We start from the raw sequence: 17500 nt of genomic DNA on the forward strand, positions 1-17500 counted from the left end.
CCGATCGGGGCGGCGGCGCTCGCCGGCACCGGCTTTGCCATCGACCGCCACATGACGGCCTCGGCGCTTGGCTTCCGCGAACCGACGCGCAATTCGATCGACACCGTGTCGGATCGCGATTTCGCACTGGAATTCCTGTCGATCGCCTCGATCTGCGCCACGCATCTGTCGCGGCTCGCCGAGGAGATCGTCATCTGGTCGACGCCGCAATTCGGCTTCATCCGCCTCTCGGACGCGTTTTCGACCGGCTCGTCGATCATGCCGCAGAAGAAGAACCCGGACGCCGCCGAACTGGTGCGCGCGAAGACCGGCCGCATCAACGGCTCGCTGGTGGCGCTGCTGACCGTGATGAAGGGCCTGCCGCTCGCCTATTCCAAGGACATGCAGGAAGACAAGGAACAGGTCTTCGATTCGGCCGAGAGCCTGGAACTGGCGATCGCCGCCATGACCGGCATGGTGCGCGACATGACGATCCGCACCGACCGCATGAAGGCGGCAGCCGGCTCCGGCTATTCGACCGCGACCGACCTCGCCGACTGGCTGGTCCGGGAAGCCGGCCTGCCCTTCCGCGATGCCCACCATGCGACCGGCAAGGCCGTCGCCATGGCGGAAGCCAGGGCTTGCGACCTGGCGGAGCTTTCGCTGGAAGACCTGCAGTCGATCAATCCGGCGATCACCGCCGGCATTTTCGACGTACTGACCGTCGAGGCATCGGTTGCCAGCCGCAAGAGCTTTGGCGGCACCGCGCCGTCGGAGGTCAGGAAGCAGATCGCCTGGTGGCGCGAGCGCAATTGATCACGGTCGTTTGCGGGACCATCACCAGAATGAGGGTGCACAAGCGCCCCGATTTTCGCTAGAGGCTATCATCTGCGAAAAGTGCGGCGTCGAAGTCACGCTGTCGCGCGTTCGCCGCGAGCGCATGGGCCATATCGAGCTCGCAGCGCCCGTTGCCCATATCTGGTTCCTGAAGTCGCTTCCCTCGCGCATCTCGACGCTGCTCGACATGACGCTGAAGGATGTCGAGCGCGTTCTCTACTTTGAGAACTACATCGTCACCGAGCCGGGCCTCACCGCCCTCAAGGAGCACCAGCTCCTCTCGGAAGAAGAATATATGCTGGCCGTGGATGAATATGGCGAAGACCAGTTCACCGCGATGATCGGCGCCGAGGCGATCTACGAGATGCTCGCCTCGATGAACCTCGAGAAGATCGCTGGCGATCTGCGTGCCGAACTGGCTGAGACCACATCGGATCTCAAGCAGAAGAAGCTGATGAAGCGCCTGAAGATCGTCGAGAACTTCATGGAATCCGGCAACCGTCCGGAATGGATGATCATGAAGGTCGTCCCGGTCATCCCGCCGGACCTGCGCCCGCTGGTGCCGCTCGACGGCGGCCGCTTCGCGACCTCCGACCTGAACGATCTCTATCGTCGCGTCATCAACCGTAACAACCGTCTGAAGCGCCTGATCGAGCTTCGTGCGCCGGGCATCATCATCCGCAACGAAAAGCGCATGCTGCAGGAATCTGTGGACGCGCTGTTCGACAACGGCCGCCGCGGCCGCGTCATCACCGGCGCCAACAAGCGTCCGCTGAAGTCGCTGTCCGACATGCTCAAGGGCAAGCAGGGTCGCTTCCGTCAGAACCTGCTCGGCAAGCGCGTCGACTATTCCGGCCGCTCGGTCATCGTGACCGGCCCGGAACTGAAGCTGCACCAGTGCGGCCTGCCGAAGAAGATGGCGCTCGAGCTGTTCAAACGATGGTGAGGTGCGAGAACGGCTTTTCGATGCGCGATGCGCGGCCACGGCCACGAGCGTGGAAACGCTTCATGGTGATCGACTTGCCGACATAGGCTTCCGCCACGATCAGCTGGTCGACGTCGAGATCATGGTTGTTCTCGGCGTTTGCGATCGCCGATTCCAGGGTCTTGCGAACCGTGCCGGCGATGCGCTTGCGGGAGAATTCCAAGTCGGCGAGCGCGCGCTCGACCTTCTTGCCGCGGATGAGCGCGGCAACCAGGTTGAGCTTCTGCGGGCTAACGCGGATCGTGCGCGCAACAGCTTGCGCCTCGTTGTCCTTCAGCCGACGTTCGGCTTTTGCCTTGCCCATTGTTACTTCCTCTTCGCCTTCTTGTCCGCACCGTGACCGTAATAGGTCCGGGTCGGAGAGAATTCACCGAACTTGTGTCCGACCATGTCTTCGTTGACGCTGACCGGAACATGCTTGCTGCCGTTGTAGACGCCGAAGGTGAGACCGACGAACTGCGGCAGGATCGTGGAGCGACGGCTCCAGATCTTGATCACTTCGCTACGACCGCCCTCACGAACCTTCTCAGCCTTCTTGAGAAGATAGCCGTCAACAAACGGGCCTTTCCATACTGAACGAGCCATTTCTGACTAACCTCTCTTACTTCTTCTTCAGGTGGCGGGAGCGCATGATGAACTTGTCGGTCGACTTGTTCGAGCGAGTCCGCTTGCCCTTGGTCGGCTTGCCCCACGGCGAAACCGGGTGGCGGCCACCGGAGGTGCGGCCTTCACCACCACCGTGCGGGTGGTCGACCGGGTTCATGACGACACCGCGGTTGTGCGGGGTCTTGCCACGCCAGCGGGTACGACCGGCCTTACCGTCGTTGATGTTGCCATCGTCTATTTCCGCTTCCGCTTCGCCACGCTCGCCTTCTGGCTGATCTTCACCACGCTGCTCCTGCCGCTCGAGGTGCGCATCATGCCGTCCTACAAGGTGATGAGCGAGCTCGGCCTGCTGAACAGCCATGTCGGCCTGATCCTGCCGCTGCTGGCGTCCGCCACCGGCACCTTCTTCTTCCGGCAGTTCTTCAAGTCTGTGCCGGACGAACTGCTGGAGGCCGCCCGCATCGACGGCGCAGGCCCGGTGAAGTTCTTCATCGACGTGCTCGTGCCGCTGTCGCGCACCATGATCGCGGCGGTCTTCATCATCATGTTCGTCTATGGCTGGAACCAGTATCTCTGGCCCATGCTGATGACCACGGACGAGAGCTTCTACACGCTGATGCGCGGCATCAAGCAGATCCTGCAGGTCTGGGTCGGCTCGCAGATCCCCGACTACAATGAGGCTTTCGCCATGGCGGTGCTCGCCATGCTGCCGCCCGTCGTCGTCGTGGTGATTTTCCAGAGCTGGTTCATCAAGGGCCTGACCGAAAGCGACAAGTGAGAAAGGTAAACCCATGGCGTCCATTCTGATCGACCAGGTCTCGAAGATCTACGACGGCGGCGTGCACGCGGTCAAAGCCATCGACATCGCCATCGAGGACGGCGAATTCATCGTGCTGGTTGGCCCTTCGGGCTGCGGCAAGTCGACCTTGCTGCGCATGGTGGCGGGGCTGGAGGCCATATCGCAAGGCACGGTCAGCATTGGCGGGCGCGTCGTCAACAATGTCGAGCCGGCCGAGCGCGACATCGCCATGGTGTTCCAGAACTATGCGCTCTATCCGCATATGAGCGTCTACGACAACCTCGCCTATGGAACCGCATCGAAGAATTCGATTTCGAGTCCCAGCACAAGAAGCAGATACGGGGCAATATCTATCTGGCGAAGGTGACGCGCGTCGAACCTTCGCTACAGGCGGCCTTCGTCGACTATGGCGGCAATCGCCACGGCTTCCTGGCCTTCGCCGAAATCCACCCCGATTACTACCAGATCCCCTATGCCGACCGGCAGGCGCTGTTGAACGCCGAAGCCGAAGAACACCGGCGCGAAGACGAATCGGATGGCGACGAGTCGCCCGCCTCGGATCTGGCCTCACAGGAACAGCCCGACGTCGGCATCGTGCCGGTTGAAACCGCTGAACCGGAAGCGGAAGCTGAAGTTTCGGCCGAAGCGCCGGCCGAAGTTGTGGCCGACGAGGCAGCCCCCGCCGAGGAGGCGCCCAAGGCCAAGCCGAAGCGCACCCGCAAGCCGCGCGCCAAGAAGACCACCGAGACCGAGGAACAGGTATCCGAGGCCGTCGAGGCCATTGAGGACGACGGCAAGGGCGACATGGCCGCCCTGTTCGAGACCGACGACGAAATCTCCGAAGATGCCGGCGGACGCCGCGGCCGCGACGACGATTTCGACGACGACGACGACCACATCGAGGAGAAGGAAGAAATCGAATCCGTGGGCGCCGAAGACGCCATGGAAGAGGTTCCGGACCGCATCGTGCGCAAGCCGCGCAAGCAGTACCGCATCCAGGAAGTGATCAAGCGGCGCCAGATCCTGCTGGTGCAGGTCGCCAAGGAAGAACGCGGCAACAAGGGCGCAGCTCTCACCACCTACCTGTCGCTCGCCGGCCGCTATTCGGTGCTGATGCCGAACACGGCGCGTGGCGGCGGCATTTCCCGCAAATGGCCGCGTCGATCGGCAGAAGCGCGTTCTTGTCCTCGATGAAGTCGCCGAGATGCGAATCCTCTTCGTCACCCACAGGGGTTTCGAGCGAGATCGGCTCCTTGGCGATCTTCAGGACCTTACGGACCTTTTCCAGCGGCATGGCGAGCTTTTCGGCCAGTTCTTCCGGCGTCGGCTCGCGGCCGATCTCATGCAGCATCTGGCGCGAGGTGCGGACGATCTTGTTGATCGTCTCGATCATGTGCACCGGAATGCGGATCGTGCGGGCCTGGTCGGCGATCGAACGGGTGATCGCCTGCCTGATCCACCAGGTCGCATAGGTCGAGAACTTGTAACCGCGGCGATACTCGAACTTGTCGACCGCCTTCATCAGGCCGATATTGCCTTCCTGAATGAGGTCGAGGAACTGCAGGCCGCGGTTCGTGTACTTCTTGGCGATCGAGATGACGAGACGCAGATTGGCCTCGACCATTTCCTTCTTGGCGATGCGGGCTTCCCGTTCGCCCTTCTGCACCATGTGCACGATGCGGCGGAATTCCGTCACCGAAATACCGGTCTCGGTCGCAAGGTTCTGGATCTCGCCGCGGATGTCGCGGATCGTCTGGTTTTCCTCGCGGGCAAAATCCTTCCAGCCGCGGGCAGAGAGGTTGCCGATCGACTTCATCCAGTTCGGGTCGAGTTCAGCGCCCTGGTACTGCTCGAGGAAACTATCGCGCTTGACGCCATAGGATTCGGCCAGACGCAACAAACGGCCTTCGTTCTGCACGAGACGCTTGTTGATGTCGTAGAGCTGCTCGACGAGGCTGTCGATGCGGTTCTGGTTGAGCGACAGCGACTTCACCGCCGTCAGGCCGCCAAGATCGACGGCGCCTCGCGCTTCTCGGTGTTCCGCTACATCCAGCTGCCGAAGATGAAGCGCGTGCTTCTGATCGCCGTGCTGCTGCGCTTCATGGACAGCTTCATGATCTATACCGAGCCCTTCGTCGTCACCGGCGGCGGTCCCGGCAACTCGACGACCTTCCTGTCGATCGACCTCGTCAAGATGGCGGTCGGCCAGTTCGACCTTGGCCCGGCGGCTGCCATGTCGATCATCTACTTCCTGATCATCCTGCTCATGTCGTGGGTCTTCTACACGGTCATGACCAGCCACGACGCCCAGGCCAAGTGAAGGGGATATGAAGATGAACCACGACAAGAGCCGCTTCTCCTTCCTGATCCCGACGATCTACATCATCTTCCTGCTCCTGCCGATCTATTGGCTGGTCAACATGAGCTTCAAGGAAAACAACGAGATTCTCGGGGCCTTCTCGCTCTTTCCGCAGAACCCGACGGTCCGGAACTACATGGTGATCTTCACCGACCCGTCCTGGTACAACGGCTATATCAACTCGATCATCTACGTGGTGATGAACACGGTGATCTCGGTCGCAGCGGCCTTGCCCGCGGCCTATGCCTTCTCGCGCTACCGCTTTCTCGGCGACAAGCATCTGTTCTTCTGGCTGCTCACCAACCGCATGGCGCCGCCCGCGGTCTTCGCTCTGCCGTTCTTCCAGCTCTATTCGGCCTTCGGCCTGATCGACACGCATATCGCCGTGGCGCTCGCGCACTGCCTGTTCAACGTGCCGCTGGCGGTCTGGATGCGCCGGCCGAACTGCGCGGCACGGCGTTTGGCGTGTTCAACCTGATCACCGGCGTGGTGCTTCTGGCCGCAAGCGTCATCGCCGGCCTGCTGTGGGATGCGACCGGCCCGAGAGGCACATTCCTCGCAGGCGCCGGCTTCACCCTCATGACGCTTGTGGGACTTGCGTTTTTGGAAGCCAGGCGCCGACGCAACGCGAACGGGGCGGCCAAAAGCGCAAACGACGAACAGGCGCCGGAAAACGCACGGTAAAACCGTGGTTTGCTCGCGGCGGCACAACGGACCCAGGTCACTGGAAGGGTAGCTGGAGCGGGTGAAGGGAATCGAACCCTCGTATTCAGCTTGGGAAGCTGCTGCTCTGCCATTGAGCTACACCCGCGCGGCCCGCACAGTTCCAACAGATGCGGCGGCCTGTCAAGAGCGAAAGCCGTCGATCAACCGCGGTTCAGCCGAGACGGAAATGCTTGGACAGCTTCAACCCTTGCGCCTGATAGTTGGAGCCGAGGCCGGAGCCGTAGAGGCCTTCAGGGCGTTCCTGCATGTGCTCGTAGACCAGACGGCCGATCACCTGGCCATGCTCGAGGATGAAGGGAACTTCGTGACTGCGCACTTCGAGCACGGCGCGGCTTCCCGAACCGCCGGCGGCGGCATGGCCGAAACCGGGATCGAAGAAGCCGGCATAATGCACGCGGAACTCGCCGACCAATGGATCGTAGGGCGTCATTTCTGCCGCATAGAGCGGCGGCACATGATGGAAGTGCGCGAGCTGCTCTCCAAGTACGACTTCCCCGGCGACGACACCCCCATCGTCAAGGGTTCGGCCAAACTGGCGCTGGAAGGCGACAAGGGCGATCTGGGCGAGCAGGCCATCATGCGCCTGGCCGACGCGCTGGACAGCTACATCCCCACGCCTGAGCGTGCTGTGGATGGTGCCTTCCTGATGCCTGTGGAAGACGTGTTCTCCATCTCCGGTCGCGGCACCGTGGTGACCGGTCGTATCGAGCGCGGCATCATCAAGGTCGGCGAAGAAATCGAAATCGTCGGTATCGCCGCCACCCAGAAGACCACCTGCACCGGCGTGGAAATGTTCCGCAAACTGCTGGACCAGGGTCAGGCTGGCGACAACGTCGGTATCCTGCTGCGCGGCACCAAGCGCGAAGAAGTGCAGCGCGGCCAGGTGCTGTGCAAGCCCGGCTCCATCAAGCCGCACACGCACTTCACCGGCGAGGTGTATGTGCTGTCCAAGGACGAAGGTGGCCGTCACACGCCGTTCTTCAACAACTACCGCCCACAGTTCTACTTCCGCACGACGGACGTGACCGGTGCCATCGAGCTGCCTGAGGGCAAGGAAATGGTGATGCCTGGTGACAACGTGTCGATCACCGTCAAGCTGATCGCCCCGATCGCCATGGAAGAAGGTCTGCGCTTTGCCATCCGTGAAGGCGGTCGTACCGTCGGCGCCGGCGTCGTGGCCAAGATCATTGCACCGCCGGTTTCCTGATGTTCGTGCCGCGCAGCAAGTTGAAGCTGCTCGACATGTCGCCGGAAGAGGGCGTGAAGCTTCTCATATCCGCCGGCCTCGTCTCCCCGGAATACAAGGCGGCCGCCACCGAAGAGGCGGCAACCATCATCACCCCGCCCGCAGGAACCTGATCGCCTCGTCGCGGCGATGCAGATAGAGGAGCGTACGCACGGCCTCACCGCGCGGGGTCATGAGGTCCGGATCGCGGTCCAGCAGGTAGGATGCGTCCTTGCGGGCGATTTCCAGGAGATCGGCATGGGCCTCGAGACTGGCGATGCGGAAACCCGGCGTGCCGGACTGACGCGTGCCGAGCAGTTCACCTTCGCCGCGCAGCTTCAGGTCTTCCTCGGCGATCAGGAAACCGTCCTCGCTGTCGCGCAGGATCGACAGGCGCGCCTTGGCGGTCTCGCCGAGCGGTCCCTTGTAGAGCAGGATGCAACTGGACGCCTCGTCGCCGCGCCCGACCCGGCCGCGCAGCTGGTGCAGCTGGGCGAGGCCGAAGCGCTCGGCGTGCTCGATCACCATGATCGTTGCGTCCGGCACGTCGACGCCGACCTCGACCACGGTGGTCGCCACCAGCAAGCGCGTCTCACCGCTCTTGAAGGCGAGCATGGCGGCATCCTTTTCCGGCCCGCTCATCCGGCCGTGCACGAGGCCGATCGGCGCGCCGATCGCCTTTTCGAGGCTACCGTCAAGATAAAATCATTTCCTATTCTATTTTTTCTTCCCTTATAACAGCAGTTTACATTCCGAAGAACTTCATCCTGCACGCTGTGTCGCTCCATCAAGCTTTCGCTCATTGTGGAAAATTCCTTACTGCTGCCTCCCGTAGGAGTCTGGGCCGTATCTCAGTCCCAGTGTGGCCGTACAGCCTCTCGGCCCGGCTAAACATCATCGTCTTGGTAGGCCATTACCCTACCAACTAACTAATGTTCCGCACCCCCATTTTTAAGTGAAGCTGTGAAGCTCCTTTCTATTACTCATCATGCGATAAATAACTATATCCGGTATTAGCTATTGTTTCCAATAGTTATCCCAGTCTTAAAGGTAGGTTAGGTACGTGTTACTCACCCATTCGCTACTGAATGTATTGCTACATCCCGTTCAACATGCATGTATTAGGCACACAGCGAGCGTTCATCCTGAGCTAGGATCAAACTCTCAAAAAATTGCGTGTTTAATAAATTGGTTTTGTTTTAATTTTAGATTCGTATCTAGTTTTGAAAGATCTAAGTTTCGTTTCTCTTGCTTCGGTTTTAACGAGCAACTATAAGTATACACTAAAAAAAATTATTTCAAAATATTTTTTTTTTTTTTTTTTTAGTTCAACTTTTGGAAAAATCCTACAGTTTTTTATATTTTTTTCGATGACCGCTCCCTTTTCTGTCGTGTCCGCCAAGGACCTTTGTCTCACCTTCCAGACGGGAGACGGGCCGGTCCATGCGCTTTCCAATGTCGATCTCGAGGTGAAGAAGGGTGACTTCGTCTCCTTCATCGGCCCCTCCGGCTGCGGCAAGACCACCTTCCTGCGTGTCATTGCCGATCTGGAAAAACACACATCGGGCACCATAACCGTCAACGGCATGACGCCGGAAAACGCCCGCAAGGACCGCTCCTACGGCTATGTTTTCCAGGCGGCGGCGCTCTATCCCTGGCGCACCATCGAGAAGAACATCGCCCTGCCGCTCGAAATCATGGGCTTCTCCAGGGAGGAGCAGAAGAAGCGGATCGAGCAGACGCTCGACCTCGTCAACCTCACCGGCTTCGGCAAGAAATTCCCCTGGCAGCTGTCGGGCGGCATGCAGCAGCGCGCCTCGATCGCCCGGGCGCTCGCCTTCGACGCCGACCTTCTGCTGATGGACGAGCCCTTCGGCGCGCTCGACGAAATCGTCCGCGACCATTTGAATTCCGAACTGCTGAAGCTCTGGGCCCGCACCGACAAGACCATCTGCTTCGTCACCCATTCGATCCCGGAAGCGGTCTATCTCTCGACCAAGATCGTCGTCATGAGCCCCCGCCCCGGCCGCGTCACCGACATCATAGCTCCCGATTCCATGGCACGGCTCACCGGAGCAGCCGTGCCGTCCTACCTATTTAAAGTTTGAGAATAGGTCGAGGGCGTTGTGCCCCCGATGCCTCTAATCATTGGCTTTACCTGATAGAACTCGTAATGGGCTCCAGCTATCCTGAGGGAAACTTCGGAGGGAACCAGCTACTAGATGGTTCGATTAGTCTTTCGCCCCTATACCCAAGTCAGACGAACGATTTGCACGTCAGTATCGCTTCGAGCCTCCACCAGAGTTTCCTCTGGCTTCGCCCCGCTCAGGCATAGTTCACCATCTTTCGGGTCCCGACAGGCGTGCTCCAACTCGAACCCTTCACAGAAGATCAGGGTCGGCCAGCGGTGCGGCCCGTGAGGGCCTCCCGCTCGTTAGCTTCCTTGCGCATCCCAGGTTTAAAACCCGTCGACTCGCACGCATGTCAGACTCCTTGGTCCGTGTTTCAAGACGGGTCGGATGGGGAGCCCGCAGGCCGTTGCAGCGCAGCATCCCGAGGGATGCGCCTTGCGGCGCGCGGTAACCGGCCGTGCCGACGACGGCTGCCGGGGGCACCTAAGGTCCCCGGGCTTAGGCCGCCGGCGCGGCCGACAACAGTCCACACCCCGAGCCGAGCGGCGGACCAGCAAAAGCCGTTCCGCATACGACCGGGGCGCAGTCTTCAGCTCCTCCTGCATCTGCTCGCGCAGTTTCAGATCAAGCGCGCCGAGCGGCTCGTCGAGCAGCAGGACCTTGGGCTTGTTGACGAGAGCACGGGCAAGCGCCACGCGCTGGCGCTGGCCGCCCGACAATTGCCCCGGCTTGCGCTCGCCATAACCCGGCAGCTTGACCAGTTCCAGCGCCTGGCCGGCGAGCTTCAGCCGCTCGGCTTTCTCGACACCCTTGACCATCAGCCCGTAGGCGACGTTGTTGAGGATGTCGAGATGCGGGAACAGCGCGTAGTCCTGGAACACCGTGTTGACGTGACGCCGATAGGGCGGAACCCCCTCGGCCGTTTCGCCGAAGATCTCGATATGGCCGGAGGTCGGCTGCTCGAAGCCGGCGATCAGGCGCAGGCAGGTCGTCTTGCCGGAACCCGACGGCCCGAGCATGGCGAAGAATTCGCCCGGCGCGATCGCAAGATCGACGGCATCGACGGCTTTGACGGCGCCGAAATGGCGCGACACCTGCGAGAAGGAAACGGCTGCGGTCATGGGTACTCCGGTCGATGTTTTGGACTTCTCTCCCCTTGTGGGAGAGAAAGCGATTTCAGCATCTTAGCCTTGGCTAAGTGCTAGAAATCGCAAGTGAGGGGGTGGGTACGGAGGGGCGTTCCACCGGCAAGGTCGGCGTCATGCTGGTGACGTCAGGGCCGGGCGCCACCAATGCGGTGACGCCGCTGCAGGACGCGCTGATGGACAGCGTTCCGCTCGTCTGCATCTCCGGCCAGGTCCCGACCACGCTGATCGGCTCCGACGCCTTCCAGGAATGCGACACCGTCGGCATCACCCGGCCGTGCACCAAGCACAACTGGCTGGTCAAGGACGTCAACGATCTCGCCCGCGTCATCCACGAGGCCTTCCGCATCGCCCAGTCCGGCCGTCCGGGCCCGGTCCTGGTCGATGTGCCCAAGGACGTGCAGTTCGCCACCGGCACCTATACACCGCCGTCCAACGACATCATCCAGAAGAGCTACCAGCCGCAGGTGCAGGGCGACATCAACGCCATCCGCGCCGCCGTCGAGTTGATGGCCAATGCGCGCCGGCCGATCATCTATTCGGGCGGCGGGGTCGTCAATTCCGGGCCGGAAGCCTCCAAGCTGCTGCGCGAACTGGTCGAACTCACCGACTTCCCGATCACCTCGACCCTGATGGGCCTCGGCTCCTATCCGGCCTCGGGCAAGAACTGGCTCGGCATGCTCGGCATGCACGGTTCCTACGAGGCCAACATGGCGATGCATGACTGCGATACATGGACCCCTCGGTCAACTTCCCCGGCTATTTCATGCCGCAGGGCGTCTCCGCCGACCTGATCGCCACCAAATACGGCTTCAGCCGTGACGACGTCGACGCCTATGCCGTCGAGAGCCAGAAGCGCACCGCCGCTTCCTGGGAAAAGGGCCATTTCGCCCGGTCGGTCATTCCGGTGAAGGACCAGAACGGCCTTGTCATCCTCGACCGCGACGAGCACATGCGCCCGACCACCGACATGCAATCGCTGGCCGGCCTCAATCCCTCCTTCCAGATGCCGGGCGAGATGGGCGGCTTCGAAGCCGTCGCCATCCAGGCCCATCCGGAAATCGAGAAGGTAACTTATGTCCACCATGCCGGCAATTCGTCGGGCATCGTCGACGGCGCGGCTGCCGTTCTCGTCGGCTCCAAGGCCGGCGGCCAGTCGATGGGCCTGAAGCCGCGCGCCCGCATCCGTTCCTTCACCAATATTGGCTCGGATCCGGCCCTGATGCTCACCGGCCCGGTCGACGTCACCGAGAAGCTTCTCGCCCGCACCGGCATGAAGATTTCCGACATCGACCTGTTCGAACTGAACGAGGCCTTTGCCGCCGTCGTCCTGCGCTTCATGCAGCATTTCAACGTCAGTGCGGCCGGACGACCTCTACCGTGTTCCAGGAACTGGCCCAGAAGATCGAGCAGGACCTGCGCAAGAACATGCCGGTCTGGCGGGAGAAATATCCCGGCGTCGAGGCGCTCAACGTCGCGGTGATGGGCTGCATCGTCAACGGACCGGGCGAAAGCAAGCATGCCGACATCGGCATTTCGCTGCCGGGCACCGGCGAGATGCCAGCCGCTCCCGTCTTCATCGACGGAAAGAAGGCCATGACCTTGCGCGGGCCGAACATCGCGGCGGATTTCGAAGCCCTGGTGATCGATTATATCGAGAAACGCTTCGGTCAAAAAAGCGCAGCCGAGTAAGTTCGAACGGTCGCCAACTTCATATTGCCGCATTTGGCTTGTTGACGAGAATCAGATTTTTCCTGGAGTTTGCCCGACGATGATCAAGAAACTGTCGATCCTCGCGCTTGCCGCGACTTATCTGACCGCCTGCACCACGACCGATCCCTATACCGGCGAGCAGAAGACGTCCAACCTGGCCGGCGGTGCCGTCTTGGGCGCCGCCCTGGGCGCAGTCGGCGGCGCCGTGATCGGCGGCGGCGGACGCGACAGCCGCAATGGCGCGCTGATCGGCGCGGGCATCGGCGCACTATCGCCATGGAAGAAAAGCTGCGCTTCGCCATCCGCGAAGGCGGCCGCACCGTCGGCGCCGGCATCGTCGCCTCGATTATTGAATAATAATCGAGCGCGAGGCCGAAAGCTGCCGACGAAACAAAGTGGCGCAAATGGCGCGCAAGCGCGATTTGCACACGGCGCCGGCATCGTAGCCTCGATCATCGAGTAATCGATCGGTCGAACGAGTAAGTGGTTTCCCGCAAGGGAATGAAGGGGCCCCGCCAGCGATGGTGGGGCCCTTTTCGCCTTCGCGGCTCAGCACGGAGGTCCGGTGCTGCGGGGAAGGGGTGTCTGTTGCGGCGGGCCTGTGGCGGACGGCGTCGAGCTCCTCTCCGAGCCTCCATGAGCCGTTGACCGGCGTGGAATCGCTGGCTGCCTTGGCATTCGGGGCCTTGCTATCGCCCTCTGTGGGCTCTTTGAAAAAGCTTGAAAAAGACGCTTGCCATTTTCCTCGGACCACCTTAAACAGCGCCAAGCTCGCAAGTGACGGTCATTGACCAAGGCTTGTCGAGAGACGGCTTAGGGGTATAGCTCAGTTGGTAGAGCGGCGGTCTCCAAAACCGCAGGTCGTAGGTTCGGTCATCGCCGCCTGCTTCATCGGCGGCGCCTCGGCCTCGGGTGGGGTCGGCCGCATTATCGGTGCGGTCATCGGCGCCTTCATCATGGGCGTGATGAACAACGGCATGTCGATCATGGGCATCGGCATCGACTATCAGCAACTGATCAAGGGTCTGGTGCTGCTCGCCGCCGTCTTCTTCGACGTCTACAACAAGAACAAAGCAGTCTGAGGTAAGAGACATGTACCTGTCGCAATTGAAGGATGGTGGCGTCATTTGCCGCCAGGGGGAATCTGCGCGCCTCGTGCCGGGTTTCGCCTCCACCTATGAACTGGCCAAGGCGGCGATTGCCGCCGGCACCACGCTGGCCGATTGCATCGCCAGCCGGGGCGAGGGTGAGCTCGTCGATCTGCCGGCCCTTGCGGCCGCCGGCAAGCTCGATTGCCCGGTCCGTCATCCCGATGCGGCCCACATGTTCCTGACCGGCACGGGGCTCACCCATACCGGCTCGGCCTCGACCCGCGACAGCATGCATGCCGATACCGTCGGCATGAGCGACTCGATGAAGATGTTCCGCATGGGCCTCGAGGGCGGCAAGCCGAAGGCCGGCGAGAAGCAGTTGTCCTCGATGATGGTCGGGCCGGCCTGCATCGGCTCCAGCACGCCGCCGATGCCGACGCCGCCGGACAAATGCACATGGGCGCCGATCTGGGCGCAGGAGCCGACGGTCGCCCAGGTGTCGACCATGGTGCCTTCGCCGACATAGGCGCCTAGATTGACGAAGGACGGCATCAGGATGGCGTTCGGCGCGATATAGGCCGAGCGGCGCACTACGGCATTGGGCACGGCGCGGAAGCCGGCGCGCTCGAATTCATTGGTGCTCCAGCCCTCGAACTTGGAGGGAACCTTGTCCCACCAGGTCGAGCCGCCCGGGCCGCCGCTGACCACTTCCATGCCGTTCAGGCGGAAGGACAGCAGTACGGCCTTTTTCAGCCACTGGTGAACCGTCCAGTTGCCATCTTCGCCGCGTGTGGCGACGCGCGCCTTGCCGCTGTCGAGCAGGTTAAGCGCGGTTTCGATGGCGTCGCGGATCTCGCCGCGGGTCGCGGTGGTGACCGTGTCGCGATTGTCGAAAGCCGCATCGATGACGTGTTCGAGGGCGCTGAGATCCGTGGCGTTCATCTGAATTCCGAGCTGGGTTTAGAACGTCGTGAGACAGTTCGGTCTCTATCTGATGTGGGCGCTGGAGAATTGAGGGGGGCTGCTCCTAGTACGAGAGGACCGGAGTGGACGCATCACTGGTGTTCGGGTTGTCATGCCAATGGCACTGCCCGGTAGCTAAATGCGGAAGAGATAAGTGCTGAAAGCATCTAAGCACGAAACTTGCCCCGAGATGAGTTCTCCCTGAGACTATAAGTCTCCTGAAGGAACGTTGAAGACGACGACGTTGATAGGCCGGGTGTGTAAGCGCAGCGATGCGTTGAGCTAACCGGTACTAATGAACCGTGAGGCTTAACCTTACAACGCCGAAGATGTTTTGGCGATTTGAGAGAATTTTCAGCTCTGAATCAGATTAATCGATACGTTGGTGAAACGTGTTGCAGTAAGCCGGGGTGACAACTGGTGGTGGTACTGCCCGCCGATGACCAGCGGCTCTTCGCTCCAGTCGAACTGGAAGGCTTCGCCCATCTCAAAGCTCAGCGGCACATAGGCATTCCCCAGTGCCGCACCTCCCTGGCTGGCGCGCCAGTGCCGGATGTAGTCGGTCAGTCGGCTGTAGCCGCCTGCGTAGCCCGCCGCCACAAGTTGCGCGTACAGCGCCTTGGCGGTGCGGCGCTCCTTCTTCGGCCGCCTCGCGTCGTCCAGCAGTGCTTGCTTGACCTGCTCAACGTATGGGGTCAGCTTGGTCGCCACCGCCGGTCGGCGGTACTTGGGGGCCTCGGCCACCCCTTTGCGCAGGTACTTGCGCACCGTGTTGCGCGACAGGCTCGTCGCCTTGACGATCTCTCGCACCGACTTCTTCTCGCGGTGGTGCATCCGCAAGACCTTGCCAATCATGGCCATGGTGATCACTCCTAACACCCCGCTCCTCTGTGGATAACTCGGGCAGGGTAGGTTGAACACCTGGGTCAAATTTGGATCGGTACGATTCCCGTAAGTGGGTCAGTTTTCAGTCGGCGTCAACACTCCTGTCGCAGCCGGACCTGCTGCTGCTCGACGAACCGACCAACCATCTGGACGCCGAGACGATCGCCTGGCTGGAAAAGCACCTGCGCGACTACCCCGGCGCCGTGATGATGATCACCCACGACCGCTACTTCCTCGACAACGTCACGGGCTGGATCCTCGAGCTCGACCGTGGTCGCGGCATCCCCTACGAAGGCAACTACTCCGCCTACCTCGCCGCCAAGGCCAAGCGCATGCAGCAGGAAAGCCGCGAGGAAGCCGGTCGGCAGAAGGCGCTGTCGCGCGAGCAGGAATGGATCGCCTCCAGCCCGAAGGCCCGTCAGGCCAAGTCGAAGGCCCGTATCAAGGCCTATGAACAGCTGGTGGATGCCGCCGAGAACATCCGGCCCGGCGACGCGCAGATCATCATCCCGGTCTCCGAGCGTCTCGGCAACGTGGTCATCGAACTGGAAGGCATCACCAAGGGCTTCGAAGGCCGCACGCTGATCAAGGACCTGTCGATCAAGCTGCCGCCGGGTGGCATCGTCGGCGTCATCGGCCCGAACGGCGCCGGCAAGTCGACATAAGCTTTTCATTATAGCCTCCGTTCGGTTGTGAACGAAGATCATTTTAGAATGATTATAATGTGCAGCCTTGTTCTAGATCAATGAATAGAGCCAGGGCTTGGAGTGTGCAAACGAAAAAGGCGCCCGGAAGCCCCGGGCGCCTGTCATTCGTCAAAGTTGCGGTGCGACATAATCGCCCGCAGGTCGGCGGCCCTTATTCGGCGGCCGGAGCCTCTTCGGCCGAGGCCAAATCCTGCAGCATCGGGGTGGCCAGATCGGCGCCCGTGCCCTTGCGGCGTTCCTCGAGGATCAGTTCGTCGCGCGAGGAAGCGATGCGGCGGATCTGCGTCATGGTGCCGCCGGTACCAGCCGGGATCAGGCGGCCGACGATGACGTTCTCCTTGAGGCCCTGCAGTGTGTCGGTCTTGCCGGCGATCGCAGCTTCCGTGAGAACCTTGGTGGTCTCCTGGAAGGATGCGGCCGAGATGAACGACGGCGTCTGCAGCGAAGCCTTGGTGATGCCGAGAAGGACCGGTTCGCCGTAAGCCGGCTTCTTGCCTTCCTCGATCAGACGGAGGTAGGATGCAAGCTCGTTCAGGGCTTCACTCATTTGTCTCGTCCCTTCGCCTTACCGTTCGATGGTGCCGGTGCGGCGGATCTTCTTCTGCAGCAGAAGCACGCCGTAGAGCAGCGCCTCTGCCGTGGGCGGACAGCCCGGCACGTAGATGTCGACCGGCACGACGCGGTCGCAGCCGCGCACGACCGAATAGGAATAGTGATAATAGCCGCCGCCGTTGGCGCAGGAGCCCATCGAGATGACGTAGCGCGGTTCCGGCATCTGGTCGTAGACCTTGCGCAGCGCCGGCGCCATCTTGTTGGTCAGCGTGCCTGCGACGATCATCACGTCGGACTGGCGCGGCGAGGCGCGTGGGGCAAAACCGAAGCGCTCGACGTCGTAGCGCGGCATGGAGAGCTGCATCATCTCGACCGCGCAGCAGGCGAGACCGAAGGTCATCCACATCAGCGAGCCGGTACGGGCCCAGTTGATCAGCTCGTCGGTCGAGGTGACGAGAAAGCCCTTGTCGGCGAGCTCGTTGTTGATCTCGCCGAAGAAGGCATCGTCCGTTCGAGAACCACGACCCACGGCCGCAACATGGCGGGTGCGCGCGGCCTTTGGCGCGCCACCGGCATGAAGGACAGCGATTTCGGCAAGCCGATCATCGCCGTGGTCAACTCGTTCACCCAGTTCGTCCCCGGTCACGTGCACTTGAAGGACCTCGGCCAGCTGGTCGCCCGCGAGATCGAGGCGTCCGGCGGCGTCGCCAAGGAATTCAACACGATCGCCGTCGACGACGGCATCGCCATGGGCCATGACGGCATGCTCTATTCGCTGCCGTCGCGCGAGCTGATC

Annotated in this window: 11 protein-coding genes, 1 tRNA gene, 18 pseudogenes and 3 other annotated features (2 of these 33 cut by a window edge); of the genes and pseudogenes, 17 read left to right on the plus strand and 13 right to left on the minus strand. The window is 61.6% G+C overall.

The window, feature by feature from the left end:
* Positions 1 to 795, plus strand: the 3' portion of a protein-coding gene (gene argH, locus DD542_RS23300) for an argininosuccinate lyase (protein ID WP_206610728.1). It extends 66 nt beyond the left edge of the window; only the last 795 of its 861 coding nucleotides appear in the window; its start codon lies off the left edge, out of view; the stop codon is at positions 793 to 795.
* Between the two features lie 67 nt (positions 796 to 862).
* Positions 863 to 1753: pseudogene (locus DD542_RS23305) on the plus strand (DNA-directed RNA polymerase subunit beta'); the annotation flags it as partial.
* Here the strand turns inward: DD542_RS23305 and rplV are convergent.
* From rplV to rplB, 3 genes and pseudogenes are all read right to left on the minus strand, one after another.
* On the minus strand, positions 1749 to 2105 hold the full coding sequence (rplV, locus tag DD542_RS23310) for a 50S ribosomal protein L22 (protein ID WP_127807218.1): 357 nt from the start codon (positions 2103 to 2105) through the stop codon (positions 1749 to 1751). The pseudogene DD542_RS23305 and the gene rplV sit on opposite strands and share 5 nt — an antisense overlap.
* 2 nt (positions 2106 to 2107) lie before the next feature.
* Positions 2108 to 2386, minus strand: coding sequence for a 30S ribosomal protein S19 (gene rpsS, locus DD542_RS23315; RefSeq protein ID WP_028735901.1), 279 nt, complete (start codon positions 2384 to 2386; stop codon positions 2108 to 2110).
* 16 nt (positions 2387 to 2402) lie between these two features.
* Positions 2403 to 2633, minus strand: a pseudogene (rplB, locus tag DD542_RS23320) (50S ribosomal protein L2); the annotation flags it as partial.
* On the opposite strand from rplB, the gene DD542_RS23325 reads away from it, so the two are divergent.
* The 3 genes and pseudogenes from DD542_RS23325 to DD542_RS23335 form a co-directional block, all read left to right on the plus strand.
* Positions 2580 to 3185 (plus strand): ABC transporter permease subunit, encoded by a 606-nt coding sequence (locus tag DD542_RS23325; protein ID WP_241559638.1) that lies wholly within the window; start codon positions 2580 to 2582, stop codon positions 3183 to 3185. The pseudogene rplB and the gene DD542_RS23325 overlap by 54 nt on opposite strands.
* Positions 3186 to 3198: 13 nt before the next feature.
* Positions 3199 to 3498, plus strand: a pseudogene (locus tag DD542_RS23330) (ATP-binding cassette domain-containing protein); the annotation flags it as partial.
* Positions 3499 to 3503: 5 nt separating this feature from the next.
* Positions 3504 to 4388 (plus strand): annotated as a pseudogene (locus DD542_RS23335) (hypothetical protein); the annotation flags it as partial.
* On the opposite strand, the pseudogene DD542_RS24130 reads toward DD542_RS23335, so the two are convergent.
* Positions 4351 to 5199: pseudogene (locus DD542_RS24130) on the minus strand (sigma-70 family RNA polymerase sigma factor); the annotation flags it as partial. The pseudogenes DD542_RS23335 and DD542_RS24130 overlap by 38 nt on opposite strands.
* Positions 5200 to 5205: 6 nt before the next feature.
* Between DD542_RS24130 and DD542_RS23345 the strand changes: the two are divergent.
* The 3 pseudogenes from DD542_RS23345 to DD542_RS23805 form a co-directional block, all read left to right on the plus strand.
* A pseudogene (locus DD542_RS23345) lies at positions 5206 to 5526 on the plus strand (sugar ABC transporter permease); the annotation flags it as partial.
* A gap of 7 nt (positions 5527 to 5533) precedes the next feature.
* Positions 5534 to 5998: pseudogene (locus DD542_RS23350) on the plus strand (carbohydrate ABC transporter permease); the annotation flags it as partial.
* A pseudogene (locus DD542_RS23805) lies at positions 5998 to 6249 on the plus strand (hypothetical protein); the annotation flags it as partial. The pseudogenes DD542_RS23350 and DD542_RS23805, both read left to right, overlap by 1 nt.
* A 53-nt stretch (positions 6250 to 6302) precedes the next feature.
* Here DD542_RS23805 and DD542_RS23360 read toward each other — a convergent pair.
* Positions 6303 to 6376: transfer RNA gene (locus tag DD542_RS23360), tRNA-Gly, on the minus strand.
* 66 nt (positions 6377 to 6442) lie between these two features.
* Positions 6443 to 6721: a 2'-deoxycytidine 5'-triphosphate deaminase gene (locus tag DD542_RS23365; RefSeq protein ID WP_206610732.1), complete on the minus strand. Its 279-nt coding sequence runs from the start codon at positions 6719 to 6721 to the stop codon at positions 6443 to 6445.
* A gap of 27 nt (positions 6722 to 6748) precedes the next feature.
* On the opposite strand from DD542_RS23365, the pseudogene DD542_RS23370 reads away from it, so the two are divergent.
* Together DD542_RS23370 and DD542_RS23645 are read left to right on the plus strand one after the other, a co-directional pair.
* A pseudogene (locus DD542_RS23370) lies at positions 6749 to 7498 on the plus strand (EF-Tu/IF-2/RF-3 family GTPase); the annotation flags it as partial.
* Positions 7498 to 7650 (plus strand): hypothetical protein, encoded by a 153-nt coding sequence (locus DD542_RS23645; protein WP_164868463.1) that lies wholly within the window; start codon positions 7498 to 7500, stop codon positions 7648 to 7650. The pseudogene DD542_RS23370 and the gene DD542_RS23645, both read left to right, overlap by 1 nt.
* Here DD542_RS23645 and DD542_RS23375 read toward each other — a convergent pair.
* The 3 genes and pseudogenes from DD542_RS23375 to DD542_RS24140 form a co-directional block, all read right to left on the minus strand.
* Positions 7628 to 8131 carry a helicase-related protein gene (locus DD542_RS23375; RefSeq protein ID WP_206610733.1) on the minus strand — a complete coding sequence of 168 codons (504 nt, stop codon included), beginning with the start codon at positions 8129 to 8131 and terminating at the stop codon, positions 7628 to 7630. The genes DD542_RS23645 and DD542_RS23375 overlap by 23 nt on opposite strands.
* Positions 8117 to 8688: a sequence feature (16S ribosomal RNA rRNA prediction is too short), on the minus strand. It overlaps the preceding gene by 15 nt.
* A gap of 174 nt (positions 8689 to 8862) precedes the next feature.
* The gene (locus DD542_RS24135; protein WP_241559639.1) at positions 8863 to 9483 is read right to left on the minus strand and encodes a hypothetical protein; all 621 of its coding nucleotides are present in this window, start codon (positions 9481 to 9483) and stop codon (positions 8863 to 8865) included.
* A gap of 29 nt (positions 9484 to 9512) precedes the next feature.
* Positions 9513 to 10012: a sequence feature (23S ribosomal RNA rRNA prediction is too short), on the minus strand.
* 331 nt (positions 10013 to 10343) lie between these two features.
* A pseudogene (locus DD542_RS24140) lies at positions 10344 to 10769 on the minus strand (ABC transporter ATP-binding protein); the annotation flags it as partial.
* 116 nt (positions 10770 to 10885) lie between these two features.
* Between DD542_RS24140 and DD542_RS23390 the strand changes: the two are divergent.
* The 5 genes and pseudogenes from DD542_RS23390 to DD542_RS23415 form a co-directional block, all read left to right on the plus strand.
* Positions 10886 to 11524: pseudogene (locus DD542_RS23390) on the plus strand (thiamine pyrophosphate-binding protein); the annotation flags it as partial.
* Between the two features lie 32 nt (positions 11525 to 11556).
* Positions 11557 to 12150 (plus strand): annotated as a pseudogene (locus DD542_RS23395) (acetyl-CoA C-acyltransferase); the annotation flags it as partial.
* Positions 12151 to 12152: 2 nt separating this feature from the next.
* Positions 12153 to 12485 (plus strand): annotated as a pseudogene (locus DD542_RS23400) (flavodoxin-dependent (E)-4-hydroxy-3-methylbut-2-enyl-diphosphate synthase); the annotation flags it as partial.
* 291 nt (positions 12486 to 12776) lie between these two features.
* Positions 12777 to 12863: pseudogene (locus DD542_RS23410) on the plus strand (elongation factor Tu); the annotation flags it as partial.
* Positions 12864 to 13336: 473 nt separating this feature from the next.
* On the plus strand, positions 13337 to 13588 hold the full coding sequence (locus tag DD542_RS23415) for a hypothetical protein (RefSeq protein ID WP_164868464.1): 252 nt from the start codon (positions 13337 to 13339) through the stop codon (positions 13586 to 13588).
* Positions 13589 to 13969: 381 nt separating this feature from the next.
* On the opposite strand, the pseudogene DD542_RS23420 reads toward DD542_RS23415, so the two are convergent.
* Positions 13970 to 14539 (minus strand): annotated as a pseudogene (locus DD542_RS23420) (2,3,4,5-tetrahydropyridine-2,6-dicarboxylate N-succinyltransferase); the annotation flags it as partial.
* Between the two features lie 59 nt (positions 14540 to 14598).
* Positions 14599 to 14864: a sequence feature (23S ribosomal RNA rRNA prediction is too short), on the plus strand.
* A gap of 50 nt (positions 14865 to 14914) precedes the next feature.
* Positions 14915 to 15421 carry a hypothetical protein gene (locus tag DD542_RS23425; RefSeq protein ID WP_206610736.1) on the minus strand — a complete coding sequence of 169 codons (507 nt, stop codon included), beginning with the start codon at positions 15419 to 15421 and terminating at the stop codon, positions 14915 to 14917.
* Between the two features lie 122 nt (positions 15422 to 15543).
* On the opposite strand from DD542_RS23425, the pseudogene DD542_RS23430 reads away from it, so the two are divergent.
* Positions 15544 to 16107 (plus strand): annotated as a pseudogene (locus DD542_RS23430) (energy-dependent translational throttle protein EttA); the annotation flags it as partial.
* Between the two features lie 196 nt (positions 16108 to 16303).
* Here the strand turns inward: DD542_RS23430 and DD542_RS24145 are convergent.
* Positions 16304 to 16663, minus strand: a pseudogene (locus DD542_RS24145) (hypothetical protein); the annotation flags it as partial.
* 54 nt (positions 16664 to 16717) lie between these two features.
* The gene (locus DD542_RS24150) at positions 16718 to 17191 is read right to left on the minus strand and encodes an NADH-quinone oxidoreductase subunit B (protein WP_241559838.1); all 474 of its coding nucleotides are present in this window, start codon (positions 17189 to 17191) and stop codon (positions 16718 to 16720) included.
* A gap of 51 nt (positions 17192 to 17242) precedes the next feature.
* Between DD542_RS24150 and DD542_RS24155 the strand changes: the two are divergent.
* Positions 17243 to 17500: pseudogene (locus tag DD542_RS24155) on the plus strand (dihydroxy-acid dehydratase) (its annotated part continues 264 nt past the right edge of the window); the annotation flags it as partial.

Source organism: Hydrogenophaga sp. NH-16, assembly GCF_004006415.1.
In the GTDB taxonomy this organism is placed as follows: Bacteria; Pseudomonadota; Gammaproteobacteria; order Burkholderiales; family Burkholderiaceae_C; genus Hydrogenophaga; species Hydrogenophaga pseudoflava.

Bases quoted from the DNA above. Each gene is read 5' to 3' on its own strand.
- rplV (WP_127807218.1), bottom strand. From the start codon at position 2,105: ATGGGCAAGGCAAAAGCCGAACGTCGGCTGAAGGACAACGAGGCGCAA.
- rpsS (WP_028735901.1), bottom strand. From the start codon at position 2,386: ATGGCTCGTTCAGTATGGAAAGGCCCGTTTGTTGACGGCTATCTTCTC.
- DD542_RS23365 (WP_206610732.1), bottom strand. From the start codon at position 6,721: ATGACGCCCTACGATCCATTGGTCGGCGAGTTCCGCGTGCATTATGCC.
- DD542_RS23645 (WP_164868463.1), top strand. From the start codon at position 7,498: ATGTTCGTGCCGCGCAGCAAGTTGAAGCTGCTCGACATGTCGCCGGAA.
- DD542_RS23375 (WP_206610733.1), bottom strand. From the start codon at position 8,131: ATGCTCGCCTTCAAGAGCGGTGAGACGCGCTTGCTGGTGGCGACCACC.
- DD542_RS24135 (WP_241559639.1), bottom strand. From the start codon at position 9,483: ATGGGTGACGAAGCAGATGGTCTTGTCGGTGCGGGCCCAGAGCTTCAG.
- DD542_RS23425 (WP_206610736.1), bottom strand. From the start codon at position 15,421: ATGGCCATGATTGGCAAGGTCTTGCGGATGCACCACCGCGAGAAGAAG.